Genomic DNA, 21132 nt, shown 5'->3' on the forward strand with positions numbered 1-21132 from the left:
CCGGGCGGCGATACGACGAAGGGATATCGGATGCGGGTTGCGATCGCATGTCTGGGTTCCCAGGGAGACGTGCTGCCCCTCATCGAGATCGCGCGACGCCTCCAAGAGGCGAACCACGACGTGACCCTGGGCGTCACCGCTGATCTGGCCCCTCTCGTTCAGCGCTGCGGGTTCACCCCATTCGTCTACACCGCGCTCGACGTCCACGACGTACTCATCTCTCCGATCACCCGGAAGGCCTTCTTCGAAGGTGGGACCGTCGCGCAACTGCGGACCATGGGTGAGGTTTTCCAGAAACACAGTCCGGAAATCGACGAAGGCTTGATCGCCCTGTGCCGCGGCGCCGACTGTGTGATCACGGGACGACTGCTCGAGCAGAAAGTGGCCCTCATCACTCATGCTTCCGGCACGCCGATCGTCTCGGTGCACTTCTTTCCAACGTCGCCCTACGCACCCATGGGCCACCCACTGCTGGGTCCCCACGCGCAACGCCTGCCCTATCCGATGTCCAAGCTCACCTACTGGCTCGCGGATTGGGGATTCGACATGAGCACCTTGCGGGACTCCCGAAATCTGGCGCGGCGGATCGATTACCCGCGCCGACTGGTGCGGGCATCGACTGCCTTCCGACGAAGCGATCACCTGGTCGTCGAGGCATTCGGAACGGCGATCGTGGCACGCAATAAGCGCGATCAGCACAACTGCCGCCGGATCGGTTTCATCCGCCCTACCCAGCAGCAGGCTCTGTACCCGCCCAGCACGCTGGACCAGTGGATCGACAGCACCGACGAACCGTTGATCTACCTGGGCTTCGGCAGCATGCCAGTGCCGGAGTTCAGCCGGCTGGTCGAAGGTTTTGATGCGCTCTGCGCGTCCCGTGGCTATCGCGCTGTGGCGGCAACCGGCTGGTCGCAGCCGATGCCGACGGCGGAGCCGTCCGACCGGATCCGGATCGTGTCGGGGGTAGATCACAACGCGGTGTTCCCACGGTGCACGGCTATCGTGCACCACGGTGGCGCCGGCACAGTGGCCAGTGCGGTCGCGAGCGGGACACCCTCCGTCGTGTGCAGCCAAGCGTTCGACCAGCATTTTTGGGGCCGGTCACTTCATCGTTTGGGAGTCGGTGAGCTGATCCCCCGGCACCGCATGACCGCTACCGCGATCGGCGATGCCGTCGAACGGGTGCGAGCCGTAGGGGTCCAGCATGCTGCGAAGCGCCTGGCCGCGCAGATACAAGACGACCTCGAGGGCGCACGCGAATTCCTGGCCGTCTTCGATGACCTGATGGGCAGTTACTGCCGAAACCGAACTTGACTGAGCGCTCGGCGCCGGTCTTTCACGAACTACTCCGCTTCGCGCAGCCGTTCCTTGAGCGCGTCGAATTCGTCCCGGATTCCGGTCGGCAGTTTCTCGCCGACGAACTCCAGCCACTCCTCGATCAGCGGCAGCTCGGCACGCCACTCCTCGGTGTCGACCTTCAGCGCATGGGCGACGTCGGCCTCGGTAACGTCCAGGCCTTCAAGGTCCAGGTCCTCGACGCCGGGCACGGTGCCGATCGGCGTGGTCCGCCCGCCGGCCCGGTGCTCGATCCGGTCGACGATCCACTTCAGCACCCGGCTGTTCTCGCCGAATCCGGGCCACAGGAAGTGGCCGTCGTCGTCGCGGCGGAACCAGTTGACGAAGTAGATCTTCGGCAGCTTGGAGTCGTCGGCGTTCTTGCCGAGGTCGATCCAGTGCTGGAAGTAGTCCCCGACGTTGTAGCCGAGGAACGGAAGCATGGCCATCGGGTCGCGGCGCACATTGCCGACCTTGCCCTCGGCCGCCGCGGTCTGCTCGCTGCCCAGGGTGGCGCCGATGAACACACCGTGCTGCCAGTCACGGGCCTCGGTGACCAGCGGAACCGTGGTCTTGCGACGGCCACCGAACAGGATCCCCGAGATCGGCACACCCTGCGGGTCATCCCACTCCGGCGCCAGGATCGGGCACTGCGACATCGGGGTGCAGTACCGCGAATTCGGGTGGGCCGGCGCGGTTTCCGTCTCGCGGAAGTACCAGTCGTTGCCCTTCCAGTCGATCAAGTGGTCCGGGTCGCCTTCCAGCCCCTCCCACCACACGTCGCCGTCATCGGTCAGCGCGACGTTGGTGAACACGGTGTTGCCGCCGGCGATGGTGCGCATCGCGTTGGGGTTGGACTTCCAGTTGGTGCCCGGCGCCACCCCGAAGAAGCCGAACTCGGGGTTGACGGCGTAGAGACGGCCGTCCTTGCCGAACCGCATCCAGGCGATGTCGTCGCCGAGGGTCTCGGCACGCCAGCCCGGGATGGTGGGTTGCAGCATCGCCAGGTTGGTCTTGCCGCACGCCGAGGGGAACGCCGCGGCGAAGTAGTACGCCTTGTTCTCGGGCGAGATCAGCTTGAGGATCAGCATGTGCTCGGCCAGCCAGCCCTCGTCGCGGGCCATCGCCGAGGCGATGCGCAGTGAATAGCACTTCTTGCCCAGTAGCGCGTTGCCGCCATACCCCGACCCGTAGCTCCAGATCTCACGGGTCTCCGGGAAGTGGGTGATGTACTTGGTGTCATTGCACGGCCAGGGGACGTCCTGCTGGCCCTCCTCCAGGGGGGCGCCGACGGAGTGCAGCGCCTTGACGAAGAAGCCGTCGTCGCCGATCTTCTCCAGGGCGGCCTTGCCCATCCGGGTCATGGTGCGCATCGAGACGACCACATACTCCGAGTCGGTGATCTCCACGCCCAGCTTGGGGTCCTCGGCGCCCAGCGGGCCCATGCAGAACGGCACCACGTACATAGTGCGGCCGCGCATGCAGCCGCGGTAGAGGTCCTTCATCAACGAGCGCATCTCGCTCGGGTCTTTCCAGTTGTTGGTCGGACCGGCGTCGATCTCACGCTCCGAACAGATGAAGGTGCGCGACTCCACCCGGGCGACGTCGGACGGGTCGGACAACGCGAGATAGGAGTTGTGGTGCTTCTCGGGGTTGAGCCGGGTGAACGTGCCGGCCTCGACCAGTTGGTCGGCGAGGCGCTGAAACTCTTCCTCGGAGCCGTCCGTGAAGACCACCCGGTCGGGTTGGGTGAGCTCGGCGACCTCCTGCACCCAGGACAGCAGCCCCTCATGGTTGGTGGGTGCGGTGTCCAGGCCGGGGATGGTCGCTGAGGTCATCGAACTCTCCTGAATTCTGCTGCTCGGTAATCGTCGGTTCCAGTGGCATGCGTCTTCAGCACACTTAGCGCTTTCTTATTCAGATTATCGCGCATAAGTTGTCGCGTAAGTCCCAGGAGGGTATAAGCCTGCTCACAAGACCGATTCAGAAAGGTCTGTTTCCGTACCTCACCGGCGCTCTGGCGCGCACCACCGCCGGCCCGGGAGGTTTACCCGTTTCGCCCAGTTCTGCACGCACCGCCTCGAGTGCGGCCCGAACCGTCGGCATCTCCCGGTCCCGCACCGCGGCGGCCCGGGCCGCCGCGAGGGCGTGTTCGCGCAGTTCCCCGTCGATCAGGCTGACCTGATCGGCCACCCGGACACTCTCGGCCTCGTTGTGGGCCGCGATCGCGGCGCTCAGCAGCGATTCGGCTGCCACGACGCGCCCGGCCACGAGCTGCTCGACGGCCGCACGCAGGGATGACGTCGCGTCACCCACCCAGCGTTCCAGCACGGCGCGGTCGCTGAGCAGGCTGCGCACGCTGACCACCCACGCCGTCGTCGACAGACCCACCGCCAGACACGCGGCGATTCCGGCTCCCACCACGGGCGGTGCGAGCCCCGGATGCACATCGGGAGCCAGCCCCGCCAGCAACCGGCTCAGCGTCAGCGCCACTCCGAGCCCGAACACCACGCCGAAGACCATCATCAGCCGCATCTCCAGCCGGCGTGACTTCAGTGGCGGCGCTGCCACCGGGACGGCCGGTGTCCGGATGGGCGGCAGATCCAGCGGCACACCCATGTCCGCGGCGAGCTCGCCCAGCTGCACGTCGATGCCCGCGGCGATCTCGCCGGCCACTTCGTCGAGCCGGGTCCGGGCAGCCGCAGCGAAGCCGGGCACGTGCCGTCGGGACAGAGCCGAGACCTCCTCCTGCAGTTCGGTGCGCAGGGCGGCGGTGCGATCGCGCGCGGCGTAGGACAACTGAACGCGGGCTTGCTGGATCTGGCCGCGCAGCGTGATGGTGCGCTCCGTGCGCGACTGCCGCCGCTCCCGCAGTGCCGTGCTGCGCTGGTCGCGCAGCGCGTCGACGCGGGCCCGCCGGCCCGCACCGTCGGCGTCCCGATCGAACCGCTGCGCCACCTTCTGCAACCGCGATTCCCAGGCCCGCAGCCGGTTGCGACGGGCGAGATCGGCATCGGCGAGCAGCGCCGCGACGGCGTCGAGCAGGTCGTCGACCTGAGCAGCGCCCGCCTCGGGTGCGGCGGCCGCACCGACCCACGGCACCCTGGCGTAGCGCGGCGCGTGCCGGGCCAGCGTGTCCCGGTTGGCACGCAGCACGTCGGGCCAGTGCAGGTGCACGTCGATCTTGGCAACCACCGCCACCACCGCGTCGGTGTTCTCGGCCGCGGCGTCGAGCAGCAGGCAGTCGGAATCGGTCATCGGGGCCGACGCCGAGACCACGAACACCACCCCGATCGGGGCCTGGCCGGCCACCAGGTCACCCGATTCCACGAAGGTGCGGTGCCCGATCCGTTGCCGCAACGCCGCGGCCACGCTGCTGACCCCGGCCAGCCAGGGTCCCGTCACCAGCACCACGTCGCGCCGATTGACGACCGGCGGAGTCAGTTTCGGCGCGACGGCCGCGACGACGGCGTCCACCCGAGCCGCCGGGTTGTCGGGGGCACCTGCCGTCATCGCGGTCCCCGCCCGGCCGACCACAAGCGCAGCGCGCCCCTGGCGATGTCGGCGCCGCAGGTTCGGTGCAGACCATCGCGCGCGCAGCGGCTGAAACTCTGCCAGTGCAGCGCCCGCTGCAACGGCGGGTCCGGCCCGGGCGGCAGCCCGCGCGCCCGCGCGGCGTCCAGCGCGGCGGCCATCCGGGCGACGACGGTGTCGTCGCAGTCCAGAAAGTCGCCGATGACCGGCTCCGAGACCGCCAGTGCCTCCAGTTCGGTGACGGCGTCCAGCAGCCTGCGGTACCGTGCCGGCGCGCCGGCGGCGACGAGCCGGTCGACAACCTGGTCGACACCGCTGACCCGGCGCCAGAGCGCCCGGACCTGCGCGGGCCCACCGCCCCGGCGCAGCACGGCGATCGCCAACGCGACCCCGAACAGGTCGACGTTCTCCAGCAACTGGCGCCGCAAGGCCACCCTCACCGCCACCTGCGCTGCCAGAAAACCCTCGAACGATCCGGCCAGGCAGTCGGCGGGCCCATCCGCCAGCGCGCGCAACGCCGCCCAGGACGTCGCATCCAGGTCGCCGGCCGCGGCGATCAATCCGCTCATCGGCAGCACCGGAACCCCCAGTCGCCCCGAGAACTCGGCACAACGCGCGCTCGCCGCGGCCATCGGGCCGTCCCCGCCGAATCCGGTGAGATCCGCCTTGTTCAGCACCGCCAGCACCGATCCCGCCACCGGGTCCTCCGGCTTGACGACCTCGGCAATGACGCAGACTTCGAGGTCGGCGCCGCTTTCCACCACGGTGAACCATCGGCTCAAAGCGCGCGCGACCGTGTTGCGACCGACCCCCCTGCGCCCGCGGACCGTCACCCGCAGCGGCGCGTCGACCCGTTCGGCGATCGCCGTAACCCGCTGGTCAGCGGACTGTTGAGCGAATCGTGTCAACTCGTCGACGAATATGTCTGCCCCCTGCCTCTCGATCTGCACCCCCACCGAATGGTGGCATTTGAGCCGACCGGGCGCGAGCCAGGTGTTCCCCGATACCAGCCGAAGGCAACTGTTGGGTATCAATCTGGACCAGAGGCGGCTACACCCGGCGTTCATGGGCCACGATGGACGGATGCATGCGCAACCCGGGGTGGGGTTCCGGCCCGACGCGCCCTGGGGCTATCTGCCTGCCACCAGCTTCCGGTCACGGCGTTCGGCACTGTCGGACGCGCAGCGGCAGACCTGGGAGCGGCTGTGGCCGGAGCTCGGCCGGCAGGCTGACACCGAGCCCGACCTGGACGCCCGCCTCAATACCGCGGCCTGGTTCGGTCGCAGCGCACCGCTGGTGTTGGAGATCGGATGCGGCAGCGGTACGTCGACGCTGGCGATGGCGCAGGCTGAGCCCGATATCGACGTGATCGCGGTGGAGATCTACCGCCGGGGCCTGGCGCAACTGCTGTGCGCCATCGACTCTGAGCGGGTGAGCAACATCCGGCTGATCCGGGGCAATGGGATTGACGTGCTGAAGAACCTGATCGCGCCGCAGTCGCTGACCGGCGTCCGAATCTACTTCCCCGACCCGTGGCCGAAGGCACGCCACCACAAACGCCGCCTTATCCAATCCGGCACGGTTTCTCTCATCGCCGATCGGCTACTCCCTGGCGGTGTGCTGCACGCCGCGACCGACCATCCCGGCTACGCCGAGCACATCGCCGCGGTGGGCGCTGAGATGGATAACGCAGAGCCACGACTCGTCCGCGTCGACCCTGATTCCGAATCACTTCCGATCTCCGTCAGTCGTCCCATCACCAAGTACGAGACAAAAGCTCAAGAAGCGGGCAGCAGCGTCTACGAGTTCGTCTGGAAGCGGGTTTGACATGACACCGGCCCGAAACAAGTGAGCGTATGAGCATTACCGAAGAAGTCGCCGCGCAAGCCGCTGAACCGCTGGCCCGCACGTCCATGCTGGCACCGGAACTGTCACAGGAGGGCCTGGCCGGCCTGGCGAAACCCGTCCGGCGTGTGCTGCTCGTCTGGGACGCCCCGAACCTGGACATGGGGCTGGGTTCGATCCTGGGTCGCCGCCCCACGGGTGCGGAACGACCCCGTTTCGACGCGCTGGGCCGGTGGCTGCTGGCCCGCACCGCCGAGGTCGCCGCCGCGCTCTCGGGCACCGAGGACGTCCGGGTCGAGCCGGAGGCCACCGTGTTCACCAATATCGCGCCGGGCAGCGCCGAAGTGGTCCGGCCCTGGGTGGACGCTCTGCGCAACGTGGGGTTCGCCGTCTTCGCAAAACCCAAGATCGACGAGGACAGCGACGTCGACCGCGACATGCTCGAACACATCGACCAACGCTTCCACCAGGGTCTCGCGGGGCTGGTGGTCGCATCCGCCGACGGTCAGGCGTTCCGGCTGCCGCTGGAAGCGGTTGCCCGCGCCGGAACGCCAGTTCAAGTGCTCGGATTTCGTGAACACGCCAGTTGGGCGCTAGCGTCGGATACCTTGGAGTTCGTCGACCTGGAGGACATTGCAGGTGTTTTCCGGGAGCCACTGCCGCGGATCGGCCTAGATTCGCTGCCTGAGCAGGGGGCTTGGCTGCAGCCGTTCCGGCCGCTGTCGTCGCTGTTGACCTCGCGCGTATGACAACCAAACATCAATACGCGGGTCGCTAGAGATCCAGTAAGGAGCTTACGTGTTCGCCTGGTGGGGTCGAACTGTGTACCGGATCCGGTACATCGTGATCGGGGTCACGGTGGCTCTATGCCTGGGTGGCGGCATCTTCGGTCTCAGCCTCGGCAAGCACGTCACGCAGAGCGGTTTCTATGACGACGGCAGCCAGTCGGTCAAAGCGTCGGTTCTCGGCGACCAGGTCTACGGCCGCGACCGTACCGGCCACGTCGTCGCGATATTCCATGCGCCCGACGGCAAGACCGTCACCGACCCCGCGTGGTCGAAGAAGATCACCGACGAGCTGAACCGATTCGTCTCGGACCACCCCAAAGAGGTGTTCGGCTGGGCCGGCTTCCTGCGGGCGCCCGACAGCCCCAGCCCGGTCATCAAGGGCATGGCCACCGACGACAAGAAGTACACATTCGTATCGATCCCGCTCAAGGGCGATGACGACGACACCATCCTGACCAATTACAAGAACATCGAACCGGCCCTGCAGAAGCTCGACGGGGGCACCGTCCAGCTGGCCGGCCTGCAACCGGTCGCCAGCGCGTTGACCGGTACCATCGCCACCGACCAGCGCCGCATGGAGGTGCTGGCGCTGCCGCTGGTCGCGGTGGTCCTGTTCCTGGTCTTCGGCGGCGCGGTCGCAGCCTGCCTTCCCGTCATGGTCGGCGGTCTGAGCATCGCCGGCTCGCTGGGCATTTTGCGGGTGATCGCGATGTTCGGGCCGGTGCACTTCTTCGCCCAGCCGGTGGTCTCGCTGATCGGTCTCGGCATCGCTGTGGACTACGGGCTGTTCGTGGTGAGCCGGTTCCGCGAGGAGATCGCCGAGGGCTACGACACGGAGGCCGCGGTACGACGCACGGTGATGACGGCGGGCCGGACCGTGGTGTTCTCGGCTGTGCTGATCGCCGCTTCGGGCGCCAGCCTGCTGCTGCTGCCTCAGGGTTTCGTGAAGTCGCTGACCTACGCCCTGATCACGGCGGTCACTTTGGCCGCAATCCTGTCCATCACGCTGCTGCCGGCCTGCCTGGGTGTTCTCGGCAAGCACGTGGACGCGCTCGGCGTGCGGACCGCCTTCCGGGTGCCCTTCCTGCGCAACTGGAAGGTCTCGCGGGCCTACCTGAACTGGCTGGCCGACCGGCTGCAGAAGACCAAGACCCGCGAAGAGGTCGAGGCCGGCTTCTGGGGCAAGCTGACGAACTTCGTGATGAAGCGCCCGTTGGCATTCGCGATCCCGATCGTCGTCGGCATGATCTTGCTGATCATCCCGCTGGGCAACATGTCGCTGGGCGGCATGAGTGAGAAATACCTGCCGCCGAACAACGCGGCGCGCCAGTCGCAGGAACACTTCGACAAGCTCTTCCCCGGCTACCGGACGAACCCGCTGACACTGGTGATCGAGTCGACCAACCATCAGCCCGTCACCGACCAGCAGGTTGCGGACGTACGCAGTAAAGCGATGCAGATCAGCGGGTTCATCGAGCAGGACAACGACCCGACGAATATGTGGCAGGAACGCCCGCAGGCACCGGGCGGATCGAAGGACCCTTCGGTTCGAGTGCTGCAAAACGGGCTGGTCAACCCCGCCGACTCGTCCAAAAAGCTCGAAGAGCTACGCGCAATCACACCCCCCAAGGGCATCGAGATACTCGTGGGCGGTACGCCGGCGCTGGAACAGGACTCGATTCACAGCCTGGTGGACAAGGCGCCGCTGATGGTGCTGGTGCTGATCAGCACGACCATGGTTCTGATGTTCCTGGCCTTCGGTTCGGTGGTGCTGCCGATCAAGGCGGCGGTGATGAGCGTGCTGACGCTGGGGTCCACCATGGGCATTCTGACGTGGATATTCATCGAAGGGCACGGCGCAGGACTGTTGAATTTCACGCCCACCCCGTTGATGGTGGTGATCATCGCTCTGGTGGTCGCGGTCGGTTACGGCCTGGCCACCGACTACGAAGTGTTCCTGGTCTCCCGCATGGTCGAGGCACGCGAAAGCGGCATGTCCACGCAAGAGTCGATCAGGATCGGTACTGCCACCACCGGTCGCTTGATCACCGCGGCCGCGCTGGTCCTTGCCGTGGTTGCGGGCTCGTTCGTGTTCTCCGACCTGGTGATGATGAAGTACCTGGCGTTCGGCCTGATGGCGGCGCTGCTGCTGGACGCCACCGTGGTCCGGATGTTCCTGGTGCCATCGGTGATGAAGCTGCTGGGCGACGACTGCTGGTGGGCGCCGCGGTGGATGAGACGCCTGCAGAATCGCATCGGTTTGGGTGAGATCCAGCTGCCCGACGAGCGCAAGCGGCCGGCCAGCAAGGTGCGGCCGCCGGTGACCGCCGGGTTGGTCGCCGCCGGCGCCGACTCGCGCAAACCGCACGACCCGACGCACCCGACCGCGCTGACCCGGGCGACTCGCCCGGAACTGGGACCCGCACAGAACGGGCCGGCCTCGGCGCCGCAGGTTCCGGTCCGTACCCCTGCGCAAGCCACCGAGGCACCGACCACTCGTCTCGCCGCACCTCAGCCGACCCGCAACGGCCCCGCGCCGCGTCCGTCCGGGCGAGGGCCCGCACCCAAGGCCACGCCGCCGGCGCCCTCAGCCGGCGAGACCAACAAGATGCCCGCGGCCGGCGGCCGGCCGGAGCCCGCGCCGGATGACCCGGCCGACAAGACCGCCGCCATCCCGGCCCAGCGGGCCGAGGGCGACGATTCCGAGACGGCCACCGAGAAGCTGAATGCCGGTGCCATCCAGGAGGACAGCACCGTGGATACCGGGCGCCGACGTCGTACCGGCGGCGGCGGGGTGTCCGCGCAGGACCTGCTGCGGCGCGAGGGCCGGATCTAGCCTTCGCGGCCTGGTGAGCGTCCGCGGTTGTCTGACGACACGCCGCATTTCGCGGACATTTGCGCGCTTTCGCGATGCCCGGACCCTGTCTGGCGCAGAATCTGCGGGATGCATAGACCACGGTCAACAGGTGGCGTAGGCCGGGCGCTTGTCATCGCCGGCGTCCTGGCGGGTTTCGCGGTGCACAGCGCCGGGCCGGCGAGGGCCGACGGCCCGGTGGTGTTGCAGAGCCGGTTGGGCAATGTGTGTCTGGACGCTCCGAGCGGCAGCTGGATTCCCCCGGTGGTGGTCAACCCGTGCAACGGGACGGACTTTCAGCGTTGGAATCAAAACGGTGATCAGCTGGAGAGCGTGCAGTTTCCCGGGAATTGCCTCACCGAGCCCGGGGACCGCTGGACGGCGCACCTCGGGCCGTGCCTGAACTCGTTTGCCCAACATTGGACCGCTCAGCCGAATGGCCACGTCACGGGCGGCCTGGACGCTTGCCTCACCGTGCTCGGCGGCCCGAATCCCGGGACCTGGGTGTCCACCCGCTTCTGCGGCGATGGAGTCGATCAGGGCTGGAATCTCATCTCCTAGCCAGGCGGCGCTAGCCAGGCTGGTCCGGACTCGCCTGCAGGATCGCTGACGCCTCTTCGTCGTCTTGCTGCTGTTGCGCCTCGACTTCGGGGTCATCGGCCAGCAGCACCTGCATCGCGTTGTTCAGGAACGCCACCGTCGGGACGGCCAGCAACGCGCCGACGATGCCGGCCAGCACCCCGCCGGTGGAGATCGCCAGCACCACCGCCAGCGGGTGAATCGACACCGCACGGCCCATCACCAGCGGTTGCAGGATATGCGCTTCGAGCTGGTTCACCACGATCAACAATCCGAACGTGAGCAACGCGTAGAACATGCCTTTGGCCAGCAACGCCACCACGACGGCCAGCAAACCCGACACCAGGGCACCGATCAGCGGCACGAAAGCACCGAGGAAGACGATGGACGCCAGTGGCAGCGCGAGGGGCACACCCATGACCGCCAGCCCGGCCCCCACCCCGACCGCGTCGGTCAACGCGACCAGGAAGGTGGCGCGGATATATCCGGTCAGGGCGCCGTACCCGGCGTGACCGGCCTGATGGACGCGGTCGCGCACGTGGGCCGGGAACACCTTCTTGACGTACTGCCAGATGTTGCGGCCGCCGTACAAGAAAAAGATCAGGGTGAACAGCACCAGCACGGCCGCCGTGACCAACTCGGTGATGGTGGCGGCGGTGGACAACGCACCGCTGGTCAACTTCGCCTGGTTGTTGCGCAACGCCTCGATCGCCGCATTGCCGGCGTTGTCGATCTGGTCGCGGCGTAGGTGCGCAGGCCCTTCGATCAGCCACTTGCGACTGCTGTCGATACTTTGCTCCACCTGCTTGACCAGGTCCGGCACACCCACGATGAACTGGCTTATGACGAAGGCCAGGATGCCGCCCAGGATCGCGAACCCGCTCAGCAACACCACCGTTACGGCGGCACCGCGCGGCAGACCGTGCTGGTCCAGCCAGTCGACGGCCGGTACCAGCAAAGCGCTGAGCATCAGCGCCAGCAGCACCGGAACCACGATGATCTCCAGCTTGGCGACCACCCACAGCACCGCAACGCCCGCAGCCAGAATGACCAGTAGCCGCCAGGACCAGGCCGCGGCCTTGCGAACCAGAGTGCTAACGGCTTCGTCGTCCCCACTTGCCGACATTCGGCCAGCGTAACCGGGCGGGGTTGCGCGTCGGAACGGACGCGCTGCGCAGCCTGCCGGCGGGACGTGGCGGCGATCGCCCGCAAACCCCGGCACCACGATCCGGTTACGAGCCAGGAACAACGCCGACACGTCACCGACGTGCGAGGATGCGCCCGACTTCGACACGGCTACCCTAAAGCGATGTCATCTGACGCCGCGCCGCGCAAGTTTGCCGGGCTGCGACTCACCCGGGGTGAGACGGCGCCGCGCGGCAAGCACTGGTGGCTGCGGTGGGTGGTCCTGTCCGTCGTGGTGATCGTGCTCGGCGTCGAGGTGGTTCTGGTGCGCGACCAGCTGGCCAAGGCGTGGACGAGCTTGGCTGAAGCCAAGTGGTGGTGGCTGGTCGCCGCGATGGCCGCCGCCGCCGCGTCGATGCACAGCTTCGCTCAGATTCAGCGCACTCTGCTGCGCTCGGCGGGCGTGCATGTCAAACAGCTGCGCTCGGAAGCGGCCTTCTACGCCGCGAACTCGCTGAGCACCACGTTGCCCGGCGGTCCGGTGATTTCGGCGACCTTCCTGTTACGCCAGCAGCGCATCTGGGGCGCCTCGACCGTGGTGGCCTCGTGGCAGCTGGTGATGTCCGGGGCACTGCAGGCGGTGGGTCTGGCCGTACTGGGGTTGGGCGGCGCGTTCTTCCTGGGCGCCAAGAACAACCCCTTCTCGCTGCTGTTCACCCTGGGTGGCTTCGTTGCGCTGCTGCTGCTGGCGCAGGCGGTGGCGTCGCGCCCGGAGCTGATCGAAGGCATCGGCAGCAAGGTGTTGTCATGGGTCAATTCGATCCGCGGCCGGCCCGCCGACACCGGTCTGGAGAAGTGGCGCGAGATCCTGATGCAGTTGGAATCGGTGAGCTTGAGCCGGCGCGATCTGGGTGTGGCATTCAGTTGGTCGCTGCTCAACTGGATCGCCGACGTCGCGTGCCTCGGGTTTGCCGCGTATGCCGCCGGTGATCACGCGTCGGTGGCGGGGCTGACGGTCGCCTACGCGGCGGCCCGCGCGGTCGGGACGATTCCGTTGATGCCCGGCGGGCTGCTGGTCGTCGAGGCGGTTCTGGTGCCCGGTCTGGTGTCCAGCGGCATGAGTCTGCCGAACGCGATCTCGGCGATGCTGATCTACCGGCTGATCAGCTGGCTGTTCATCGCCGCGATCGGCTGGGTGGTGTTCTTCTTCGTGTTCCGCACCGAGAAGCTCAGCGCCGCCGATTCCGACGACGACCCGCCCACCGACCCGGAGCTACGGCTGCCCGACCTGCACGCGTTCACCGACCCGGCCGACTCGGCACTGCAGGGGCCGCTGCCGCCGCCGGATCGTCCGAACTGACCGCGCTGAGGCTTGCGCGGTCAATGTGGGGCCGGCCGCACCCTCGAAGACCTCACCGGGCCTGCGGTGGCGGCCCCGGAAGTGGCGCGGGCATCGGCCCGGTACCGGCCGCGGGTGCCCCGCCGGTGCCGGCCGCGGGTGCCCCGCCGGTCGGCAGGCCCGGCAACCCGCCATTCTGCGCCGCCTGCACCAGGCTCAGCGCCTGCGGCAACGAGACCGGCAACTTGCACTGCGTACCGAGCTTGTTCAGCGGGTTGGCCAGTCCCTGCATGTCCAGTGCAACTTTGGGGTTGGCCTCGAAGTAGGTCTTCAGCGAACCCAGCGACTGGGGGCCGGCCTGCTGCTGCAGGGCGCTCGTCATCACCTGGTTGGTCTCCGGGTGAGAATCCAGATAGTCCCCGGTCGACTTGGCGACCGCGCCGATCGTGCGGGCCACCTCGCTCGCTGCGCACGGGTCCGTCGAACCCGTCGCCGCCGGAGCCCCGGAAACAAGACTGGCGGCGCAGGGCAGCCCGGCCGCGACGACGACGGCGAAGATCCCGCGGCGCAGGAACGGCGTACTAGGCATCATGGACAACTCTCCTCACGATTCGCCGCCGAAGTCCCCCGACCGGCGGCCCTGCAACATCCTGCCATCCCGGCGGGCGACGCAGCCAACCCGAACGAGGCCCCGTTGCGCGATCACGACTTAACAACGATCCCGCGAAACCGGTGTCGTCGCAGCTCAGGAACCGATAAGCAGAGGTTTAGGGCACAGCAGACTCCGGTAGGCTCGCGGACACGCGCAGCGCAAGAAACACGGGGAGATAGAAAATCCAGCAGTTCATGATGCGGCTGAGCCGCAACCTGCGCAGATTCCGCTGGTTCGTCTTCGCAGGATGGTTGCTTGCACTCGTCCCGGCGGTCTATCTGGCGATGACGCAGTCGGGAAACCTCACCGGCGGCGGGTTCGAGGTCGCCGGTTCCCAGTCGCTGGCAGTCCACGACCAACTCGTCGCGCAGTACCCCGACCAGGGAGCCTCGCCGCTGGCGCTGGTGGCCGCCCCCCGCGCCGACGCCACCTACCAGGACATCAACGACGCCGTCGCCGAGCTCAAGCGGATCGCCGGTGAGCTTCCCGGCGTCACCGAGGCACCCAACCCGACCCAGCGACCGCCCCAGCCCGACCGGCCCTACGTGGTGACGTTGCGCCTGGACGCCCGCAACCCCGGCACCAGCGACGTCGCCAAGAAGCTGCGCGAGCGGGTCGGGATCAAGGGTGACCAGTCCGGGCAGACCGCCAACGGCCGCGTCCGCCTGTACGTCATCGGGCAGGGCGCGCTCAGCGCGGCCGCGGCGGCGAACACCAAGCACGACATCGCCAAGGCCGAAGAGTGGAACCTGCCGATCATCCTGATCGTGCTGCTCGCGGTGTTCGGTTCGCTGGCCGCCGCGGCGATCCCGCTGGCGTTGGGTGTGTGCACCGTCGTGGTGACCATGGGACTGGTTTACGCGCTGTCCGTGCACACTCCCATGTCGGTCTTCGTGACCTCGACGGTGTCCATGTTCGGCATCGCGCTGGCGGTCGACTATTCGTTGTTCATCCTGATGCGCTTCCGGGAGGAGTTGCGGACCGGCCGCCAGCCGCAGGAAGCCGTGGACGCGGCGATGGCCACCTCCGGTCTGGCGGTGGTGCTGTCCGGCATGACCGTGATCGCTTCTCTCACCGGCATCTACCTGATCAACACCCCGGCGCTGCGGTCGATGGCCACCGGCGCCATCCTCGCCGTCGCGGTCGCGATGCTGACGTCGGCGACCCTGACGCCGGCGTTGCTGGCGTCGTTCTCCCGCGCGGCGGCCAAGAGGTCCCCGCTGCTGCACTGGTCACGACGGCCGGAAAGCACGGTGTCACTGTTCTGGACCCGCTGGGTCAGCTGGGTGATGCGGCGGCCCTGGATTTCCGCGCTGGCCGCCTCGGCCGTGCTACTGCTGATGGCGACTCCGGCGCTGTCGATGGTGCTGGGCAACAGCCTGCTGCGGCAGTTCGACTCCTCCCACGAAGTCCGCGCGGGGGTGGCCGCGGCGTCGCAGGCCCTCGGCCCCGGCGCGCTGGGCCCGGTACAGGTCCTGGTGACCTTCCCCGACTGGCCGCAGGGACAGGACGCCGTCCCGGTGCGCGCGCAGAAGGTCGCCGCACTCCGGGAGAAGATGGCGCAGGCGCCCAACGTCACCTCGGTGGGACCGCCGCAATACGCCGAGGACAACAAGAGCGCCCTGCTGTCCGCCGTATTGTCGGTCGATCCGGAAGACCTGCGCGCCCGGCACACCATCGACTGGATGCGCAGCCAGCTGCCCCGGGTCGGCGGCGACGCGCAGGTCGCCGTCGGCGGCTCGACCGCGCTCATCAAGGACTTCGACGACCGGGTGTCGCAGACCCAGCCGGTGGTGCTGGGCTTCGTCGCGCTGATCGCCTTCCTCATGCTGTTGCTCTCGGTGCACTCGGTGTTGCTGGCGCTCAAGGGCGTGCTGATGACCCTGCTGTCGGTGGCGGCCGCCTACGGCAGCCTGGTCATGGTCTTCCAGTGGGGCTGGGCCGAGCAGCTCGGCTTCCCGCAGCTGACCTCCATCGACAGCACGGTGCCGCCACTGGTGCTGGCGATGACCTTCGGGCTGTCCATGGACTACGAGATCTTCCTGCTCACCCGCATCCGCGAACGGTTCTTGCAGACCGGCCACACCCGCGACGCGGTCGCCTACGGGGTCAGCACCAGTGCGCGCACCATCACCAGCGCCGCGCTGATCATGATCGCGGTGTTCTGCGGCTTCGCCTTCGCCGGCATGCCGCTGGTCGCCGAGATCGGTGTGGCATGTGCCGTGGCGATCGCCGTGGACGCCACGGTGGTGCGACTGGTTTTGGTCCCGGCACTGATGGCGATGTTCGCCAAGTGGAACTGGTGGCTGCCGGGCTGGTTGGGCCGGATGCTGCCGTCGGTCGACTTCGACCGGCCACTGCCCGACGTCGACCTCGGCGGTGTCGTCGTCATCCCCGAGGACATCACCGCCGCGATCGTCCCCAGCGCCGATCTGCGGGTGGTGCTCAAGTCGGCGGCCAAACTCAAACACCTTGCGCCCGATGCGATTTGCGTAACGGACCCGCTGGCGTTCACGGGTTGTGAGCGCAAGGAAGCCGCGGCGTCGGCCGAGGCCGACACGGTGGCGCTGGCCACCGGCCCGGTCGGAAGGGTCAGCCTGGCGTACCGCAGTGGCATCGCCCGGGCCATGTCCGGCGCCGGCCGCCCGATCCATCCGGTCACGCTGTGGCGCGGACGTCTGTCGGTGGCGCTGGACGCGCTGGAGAGCAGGGGCGCCAAGAACGGCTACCGCCGCAGCAGCCCGGTGGAGACCACCAACGTCCAACTGCCGACCGGCGACCGCCTGCAGATCCCGACCGGGGCCGAAACGCTGCGGTTCAAGGGCTACCTCATCATGAGCCGTAACAGCAGCCGCGACTACGCCGATTTTGCTGACATGGTCGACGCAATGGATCCGGAGACCGCCGCGGTGGTGCTGGCCGGGATGGATAGGTATTACTGTTGTCAGCCTCCTGGCTCGTCTTCGCGATCGCAGTGGATGGCCACCGAGTTGGTGCGCCGGCTGGCGGATCCCGATCCGTCCGACCTGGACGACGATTGGCCCCAATCCGACGTGAGGGCAGACTGGGAGGAGGTCAGGCAGCGCTGCCTGTCCGTGGCCGTAGCAATGCTGGAGGAGGCGAGGTGACGTTGGCTGCCGACCAGCGGAATCCCGCGCCCGCTCCGCCTGTGCGGCGGCCCGATGCCGATCAACCGGTGGAGTTCTGGTCCACTGCCGCGATCCACGCTGCCCTGCAGGGCGGCGACATCGCCACCTGGAAGCGGATCGCGGCGGCGCTGAAGCGCGATCCCTACGGCCGCACCGCCCGTCAGGTGGAAGAGATTCTGCGGGGGGCCCGGCCCGTCGGCATCGCCAAGGCGTTGTGGGAGGTACTGGAGCGCGCCCGCACTCACCTGGAAGCCAACGAACGCGCGGAAGTGGCCCGCCACGTGAAGCTGCTGATGGACCGGTCGGGTCTGGCTCAACAGGAGTTCGCCTCGCGCATCGGGGTCGCCGTCGAAGACCTCGCCTCCTACCTGGACGGAAGCGTCAGCCCGTCGGCGTCGCTGATGATCCGGATGCGCCGGCTGTCCGACCGGTTCGTCCGAGTCAAGAACGAGCGGTCGGCCAACTCCAACTGACTGCCGCTGACCACACCGGCGGCGAGCCTGCGCCCTGGTCGTACCGAGCGGCTGAACACCCGCCTCCGCTGCGGTCTCGGTGCCACTGACGCGGTCTCGGGGGGAGCGGATAGACGCTCAGCGTGAGTTGATCGGCACGATGTCCTGCACCAGCCAGTCGCTGCCGCGTTTGGCCAACGTGACGCGGACCGCCGGAGCGGCCTGACTGGTGGGCTGACCAGGCGCATTCTGGGTGACCCGCATGATCACCGCGACGCTTGCCGCTGTGGGCCCGATCGCCTCCACACCGGCCGCCAAGGTGGAGGCCTGCGCGGTGACCTTCCGCTGTAGCAGGTCAGCGCTGGTCTTGGTGTACTCCGCTTTGAACTTGCCCGCCTTGTCCGGCTCCATCATCGAGGCGGCGCGGTCCATAGAGGCCCCCGGCGCGGTCGGCGAGAACGATGCGACCGCCTCGGCCACGCCCGTGGCCACCTGGACCACCCTGACCGAGTCCCGCTTGAAGTCCTCGTCTTTAGTCGTCCAGTGCGTGTATCCGGTGAGCACCGCCGCACACAGCGCGGCTGCCGCCAGGAACGCGACGGCCATCCGCAGCCCGGGTGCGTCGTCGTCTGTCCCGACGCTGACAGCGTCGCGGCGCAGCAGCCAGAAGTTGATCGCCACGCCCTCGACGACCAGCAGCGCCAGCGCAGCGGCCACCGCCACCCACCACCGGGGCCAAACCAGCACCCCGCCGATCCCGAACAGGGCAACCAGCGCTGCCAGCGGTGCCAGCACGTCGAACGCCGCCAGCCGCCATGCGTTTCTCATCGGATCGACTCCAACTTGGAGATCAGCATCTTGTTGTCCACGTTGGACACGTCCAGGCGCAGGTTCCAGTGCACCACCTGCGGTTTGGCGCCGGCGTTCTCGCTGACCGAGGTTGCGACCAGCATCACCGAGTCGGTGCGGGTCGCGAAGGGCGGCAGTTTCGTGGTCACCACCGGTCGCGAGGAGCCGGGCACGGTGTCCAGGTCGCGGTGCACGGTGTCGATGGCCACCGCCTCGATCTGGCCGACGCTCTTGGCCTGCAGTTTCTCCACCACCTTCCGGTAGTCCTGGATCGCGGCCTCGAAGTCGGTGTTGAGCTGTCCGACCGTTCCGTCGTGCAGCCGCTGCAGGCTGGCGGTGATGTTGCCGACGTTCATGTTGATCAGGATTTCCGTCCAGTCGGCCGCGGCCGTCATCACCCGGGACAGGTAGACGCGCTCGGCGGAGTCGTCGCGATGCCCGAACCAGATCAGCGCACCCAGCACCAGCGCCGCGACCGAGATCAGCCCCAGCACGCTCGACGCGACGCCATAGGGCGAGAACATCCGGGAGTCGGCGTAGTCATCATCGTCGTCGGCGGCGTCTGCTGCGTCGTCAGCGTCTTCGATGTCTTCGGTGTCCTGGTCAGGCATGGCCCGATCGTCGCACCCGAAACGAGATGGAAGGATGGCGGGGTGACAGTAGAGGCCATCCGCTCGGGGATCGACCTGAGCTACGTCGACACAGCCGCCCGCCCCCAGGACGACCTTTTCGGTCACGTCAACGGCCGTTGGCTGACCGAATACGACATCCCCGCCGACCGGGCCACCGACGGCGCCTTCCGAACCCTGTTCGACCGGGCCGAAGAGCAGGTGCGCGACCTGATCATCCAAGCGAGCCAGGGTCAGGCCGCACCGGGCACCGACGAGCAGCGTATCGGCGACTTGTATGCCAGCTTCCTGGACGAGACGACCGTGCAGCGCCGCGGCCTGCAACCGCTGCTCGACGAACTCACCGTCATCGACGGCGCCGCCGACCGCAGCGCGCTGGCCGCCGTCGTCGGAGCCCTGCAGCGCACCGGGGTAGGAGGCGGTGTCGGGCTGTACATCGATACCGATTCCAAAGACTCCAGCCGCTACCTGGTGCACTTCTCGCAGTCAGGGATCGGCTTGCCCGACGAGTCGTACTTCCGCGACGAGCAGCACGCCGCGGTGCTGGCCGCCTACCCGGGCCACATCGCCACGATGTTCAGCCTGGTATTCGGGGGCAGCGCGGACGACCACGCCGGCACGGCCGCCCGGATCGTGGCGCTCGAGAGCAAACTGGCCGCCGCCCACTGGGACGTGGTCAAGCGGAGAGACGCCGAGCTCACCTACAACCTGCGCACCTTCGCCGAGTTGCAGGACGCGTCGGGCTTCGACTGGTCGCGCTGGGTCGCCGGCCTGGGCACCACCCCCGAGGCGGTGGCGGAACTCGTGGTGCGCCAACCGGATTACCTCGCCGCCTTCGCCGAACTGTGGAGCAGCGAAGACCTCGAGGATTGGAAGAGTTGGGCCCGCTGGCGATTGATCCGGGCCCGTTCGCCCTGGCTGACCAGCGAGATGGTCGAGGCCGACTTCGACTTCTACGGCCGCCGACTCACCGGCACCGAGCAGATCCGGGACCGCTGGAAGCGGGCGGTCGCGTTGGTGGAGACCCTGATGGGCGACGCCGTCGGAAAGCTCTATGTGCAGCGGCATTTCCCGCCGGGAGCCAAGGCCCGCATCGACGCTCTGGTGGCAAATTTGCGGGAGGCCTACCGGATCAGTATCAACGACCTGGACTGGATGACACCGCAGACCCGCGAGCGCGCGCTGGCCAAGTTGGAGAAATTCACCGCCAAGGTCGGCTATCCGGTGAAGTGGCGGGACTACTCCGCGCTGGTCATCGACCGCGACGACCTCTACGGCAACTTCCAGCGCGGCTACGCCGTCAACCACGACCGGGAACTGGCCAAGCTCGGCGGCCCCGTCGACCGCGACGAGTGGTTCATGACGCCGCAGACCGTCAACGCTTATTACAACCCGGGGATGAACGAAATCGTCTTTCCCGCAGCGATTTTGCAGCCGCCGTTCTTCGACGCCGAAGCCGATGACGCGGCCAACTACGGCGGCATCGGCGCGGTGATCGGACACGAGATCGGGCACGGCTTCGACGACCAGGGCGCCAAGTACGACGGCGACGGCAACCTGGTGGACTGGTGGACCGACGACGACCGCACCGAATTCGGCGCCCGCACCAAGGCCCTGATCGAGCAGTATGAGCAGTACACGCCCCGCGGGCTCGACGGCAGCCACCACGTGAACGGCGCCTTTACCGTCGGCGAGAACATCGGCGACCTCGGCGGTCTGTCGATCGCGCTGCTGGCCTACCGGCTGTCGCTGCAGGGTGAGCCTGCCCCGGTGATCGACGGCTTGACCGGCGTGCAGCGGGTCTTCTTCGGCTGGGCTCAGGTGTGGCGGACCAAATCCCGTGATGCCGAGGCGATTCGGCGCCTGACGGTGGACCCGCACTCACCGCCGGAGTTCCGGTGCAACGGAGTCATCCGCAACGTGGACGCGTTCTACGAGGCTTTCGAGGTCTGCGAGCGCGACGCGTTGTTCCTGGACCCGCAACACCGGGTCCGCATCTGGA

16 protein-coding genes are annotated in these 21132 nt (G+C 67.8%); 9 read left to right on the forward strand and 7 right to left on the reverse strand.

Going from position 1 to position 21132, the window contains the following annotated elements; all coding sequences use genetic code 11:
* Positions 1–30 precede the first annotated feature (30 nt).
* Positions 31–1314: a glycosyltransferase gene (locus AC5Y7D_RS25445; protein ID WP_499928592.1), complete on the forward strand. Its 1284-nt coding sequence runs from the start codon at positions 31–33 to the stop codon at positions 1312–1314.
* A gap of 29 nt (positions 1315–1343) precedes the next feature.
* On the opposite strand, the gene AC5Y7D_RS25450 is transcribed toward AC5Y7D_RS25445, so the two are convergent.
* From AC5Y7D_RS25450 to AC5Y7D_RS25460, 3 genes are all read right to left on the reverse strand, one after another.
* Positions 1344–3173, reverse strand: coding sequence for a phosphoenolpyruvate carboxykinase (GTP) (locus tag AC5Y7D_RS25450; RefSeq protein ID WP_499928593.1), 1830 nt, complete (start codon positions 3171–3173; stop codon positions 1344–1346).
* A 145-nt stretch (positions 3174–3318) separates the two neighbouring features.
* The gene (locus tag AC5Y7D_RS25455) at positions 3319–4848 is read right to left on the reverse strand and encodes a hypothetical protein (RefSeq protein WP_499928594.1); all 1530 of its coding nucleotides are present in this window, start codon (positions 4846–4848) and stop codon (positions 3319–3321) included.
* A complete protein-coding gene (locus AC5Y7D_RS25460; RefSeq protein WP_499928611.1) occupies positions 4845–5813 on the reverse strand; it encodes a hypothetical protein in 969 nt (322 codons plus the stop codon). Before AC5Y7D_RS25460 ends, AC5Y7D_RS25455 begins: the two co-directional genes overlap by 4 nt.
* Before the next feature lie 121 nt (positions 5814–5934).
* Between AC5Y7D_RS25460 and trmB the strand changes: the two genes are divergently transcribed.
* From trmB to AC5Y7D_RS25480, 4 genes are all read left to right on the forward strand, one after another.
* Positions 5935–6696: a tRNA (guanosine(46)-N7)-methyltransferase TrmB gene (gene trmB / locus AC5Y7D_RS25465; protein ID WP_499928595.1), complete on the forward strand. Its 762-nt coding sequence runs from the start codon at positions 5935–5937 to the stop codon at positions 6694–6696.
* A 29-nt stretch (positions 6697–6725) separates the two neighbouring features.
* On the forward strand, positions 6726–7463 hold the full coding sequence (locus tag AC5Y7D_RS25470) for an NYN domain-containing protein (protein WP_499928596.1): 738 nt from the start codon (positions 6726–6728) through the stop codon (positions 7461–7463).
* A gap of 49 nt (positions 7464–7512) precedes the next feature.
* Positions 7513–10338 (forward strand): trehalose monomycolate exporter MmpL3, encoded by a 2826-nt coding sequence (gene mmpL3, locus AC5Y7D_RS25475; RefSeq protein WP_499928597.1) that lies wholly within the window; start codon positions 7513–7515, stop codon positions 10336–10338.
* Positions 10339–10446: 108 nt separating this feature from the next.
* Entirely contained in the window at positions 10447–10917 is a 471-nt protein-coding gene (locus AC5Y7D_RS25480) for an Rv1419 family lectin (RefSeq protein WP_499928598.1), read from the forward strand.
* A 10-nt stretch (positions 10918–10927) separates the two neighbouring features.
* On the opposite strand, the gene AC5Y7D_RS25485 is transcribed toward AC5Y7D_RS25480, so the two are convergent.
* Complete coding sequence (locus AC5Y7D_RS25485) at positions 10928–12061, reverse strand: AI-2E family transporter (protein ID WP_499928599.1); 1134 nt, start codon at positions 12059–12061, stop codon at positions 10928–10930.
* A gap of 183 nt (positions 12062–12244) precedes the next feature.
* Between AC5Y7D_RS25485 and AC5Y7D_RS25490 the strand changes: the two genes are divergently transcribed.
* A complete protein-coding gene (locus tag AC5Y7D_RS25490) occupies positions 12245–13420 on the forward strand; it encodes a lysylphosphatidylglycerol synthase transmembrane domain-containing protein (protein WP_499928600.1) in 1176 nt (391 codons plus the stop codon).
* A gap of 52 nt (positions 13421–13472) precedes the next feature.
* Here the strand turns inward: AC5Y7D_RS25490 and AC5Y7D_RS25495 are convergent, their stop codons facing one another.
* Positions 13473–13991 carry a hemophore gene (locus tag AC5Y7D_RS25495; protein ID WP_499928601.1) on the reverse strand — a complete coding sequence of 173 codons (519 nt, stop codon included), beginning with the start codon at positions 13989–13991 and terminating at the stop codon, positions 13473–13475.
* Positions 13992–14245: 254 nt separating this feature from the next.
* On the opposite strand from AC5Y7D_RS25495, the gene AC5Y7D_RS25500 reads away from it, so the two are divergent.
* Both AC5Y7D_RS25500 and AC5Y7D_RS25505 read left to right on the forward strand, forming a co-directional pair.
* Positions 14246–17179 carry an MMPL family transporter gene (locus AC5Y7D_RS25500; protein ID WP_499928602.1) on the forward strand — a complete coding sequence of 978 codons (2934 nt, stop codon included), beginning with the start codon at positions 14246–14248 and terminating at the stop codon, positions 17177–17179.
* On the forward strand, positions 17176–17673 hold the full coding sequence (locus tag AC5Y7D_RS25505; RefSeq protein ID WP_499928603.1) for an XRE family transcriptional regulator: 498 nt from the start codon (positions 17176–17178) through the stop codon (positions 17671–17673). Before AC5Y7D_RS25500 ends, AC5Y7D_RS25505 begins: the two co-directional genes overlap by 4 nt.
* A 117-nt stretch (positions 17674–17790) precedes the next feature.
* Here the strand turns inward: AC5Y7D_RS25505 and AC5Y7D_RS25510 are convergent, their stop codons facing one another.
* Together AC5Y7D_RS25510 and AC5Y7D_RS25515 are read right to left on the reverse strand one after the other, a co-directional pair.
* Entirely contained in the window at positions 17791–18480 is a 690-nt protein-coding gene (locus AC5Y7D_RS25510) for a hypothetical protein (protein ID WP_499928604.1), read from the reverse strand.
* Positions 18477–19112: an Rv1363c family protein gene (locus AC5Y7D_RS25515; protein ID WP_499928605.1), complete on the reverse strand. Its 636-nt coding sequence runs from the start codon at positions 19110–19112 to the stop codon at positions 18477–18479. The genes AC5Y7D_RS25510 and AC5Y7D_RS25515 overlap by 4 nt, the downstream gene beginning before the upstream one ends.
* 42 nt (positions 19113–19154) lie before the next feature.
* Here AC5Y7D_RS25515 and AC5Y7D_RS25520 point away from each other — a divergent pair.
* Positions 19155–21132, forward strand: a 1978-nt coding sequence (locus AC5Y7D_RS25520) for a M13 family metallopeptidase (RefSeq protein WP_499928606.1), incomplete at its 3' end; no start/stop codon positions are given.

This window comes from Mycobacterium sp. NGS49, assembly GCF_059812565.1.

Excerpts from the sequence above, each read along its gene's own strand:
- AC5Y7D_RS25450 (WP_499928593.1), bottom strand. The coding sequence starts at position 3,173 with ATGACCTCAGCGACCATCCCCGGCCTGGACACCGCACCCACCAACCAT.
- AC5Y7D_RS25485 (WP_499928599.1), bottom strand. The coding sequence starts at position 12,061 with ATGTCGGCAAGTGGGGACGACGAAGCCGTTAGCACTCTGGTTCGCAAG.
- AC5Y7D_RS25455 (WP_499928594.1), bottom strand. The coding sequence starts at position 4,848 with ATGACGGCAGGTGCCCCCGACAACCCGGCGGCTCGGGTGGACGCCGTC.
- AC5Y7D_RS25445 (WP_499928592.1), top strand. The coding sequence starts at position 31 with ATGCGGGTTGCGATCGCATGTCTGGGTTCCCAGGGAGACGTGCTGCCC.
- AC5Y7D_RS25500 (WP_499928602.1), top strand. The coding sequence starts at position 14,246 with ATGATGCGGCTGAGCCGCAACCTGCGCAGATTCCGCTGGTTCGTCTTC.
- AC5Y7D_RS25515 (WP_499928605.1), bottom strand. The coding sequence starts at position 19,112 with ATGCCTGACCAGGACACCGAAGACATCGAAGACGCTGACGACGCAGCA.
- AC5Y7D_RS25510 (WP_499928604.1), bottom strand. The coding sequence starts at position 18,480 with ATGAGAAACGCATGGCGGCTGGCGGCGTTCGACGTGCTGGCACCGCTG.
- AC5Y7D_RS25480 (WP_499928598.1), top strand. The coding sequence starts at position 10,447 with ATGCATAGACCACGGTCAACAGGTGGCGTAGGCCGGGCGCTTGTCATC.
- AC5Y7D_RS25470 (WP_499928596.1), top strand. The coding sequence starts at position 6,726 with ATGAGCATTACCGAAGAAGTCGCCGCGCAAGCCGCTGAACCGCTGGCC.
- trmB (WP_499928595.1), top strand. The coding sequence starts at position 5,935 with ATGGGCCACGATGGACGGATGCATGCGCAACCCGGGGTGGGGTTCCGG.
- AC5Y7D_RS25495 (WP_499928601.1), bottom strand. The coding sequence starts at position 13,991 with ATGATGCCTAGTACGCCGTTCCTGCGCCGCGGGATCTTCGCCGTCGTC.
- AC5Y7D_RS25490 (WP_499928600.1), top strand. The coding sequence starts at position 12,245 with ATGTCATCTGACGCCGCGCCGCGCAAGTTTGCCGGGCTGCGACTCACC.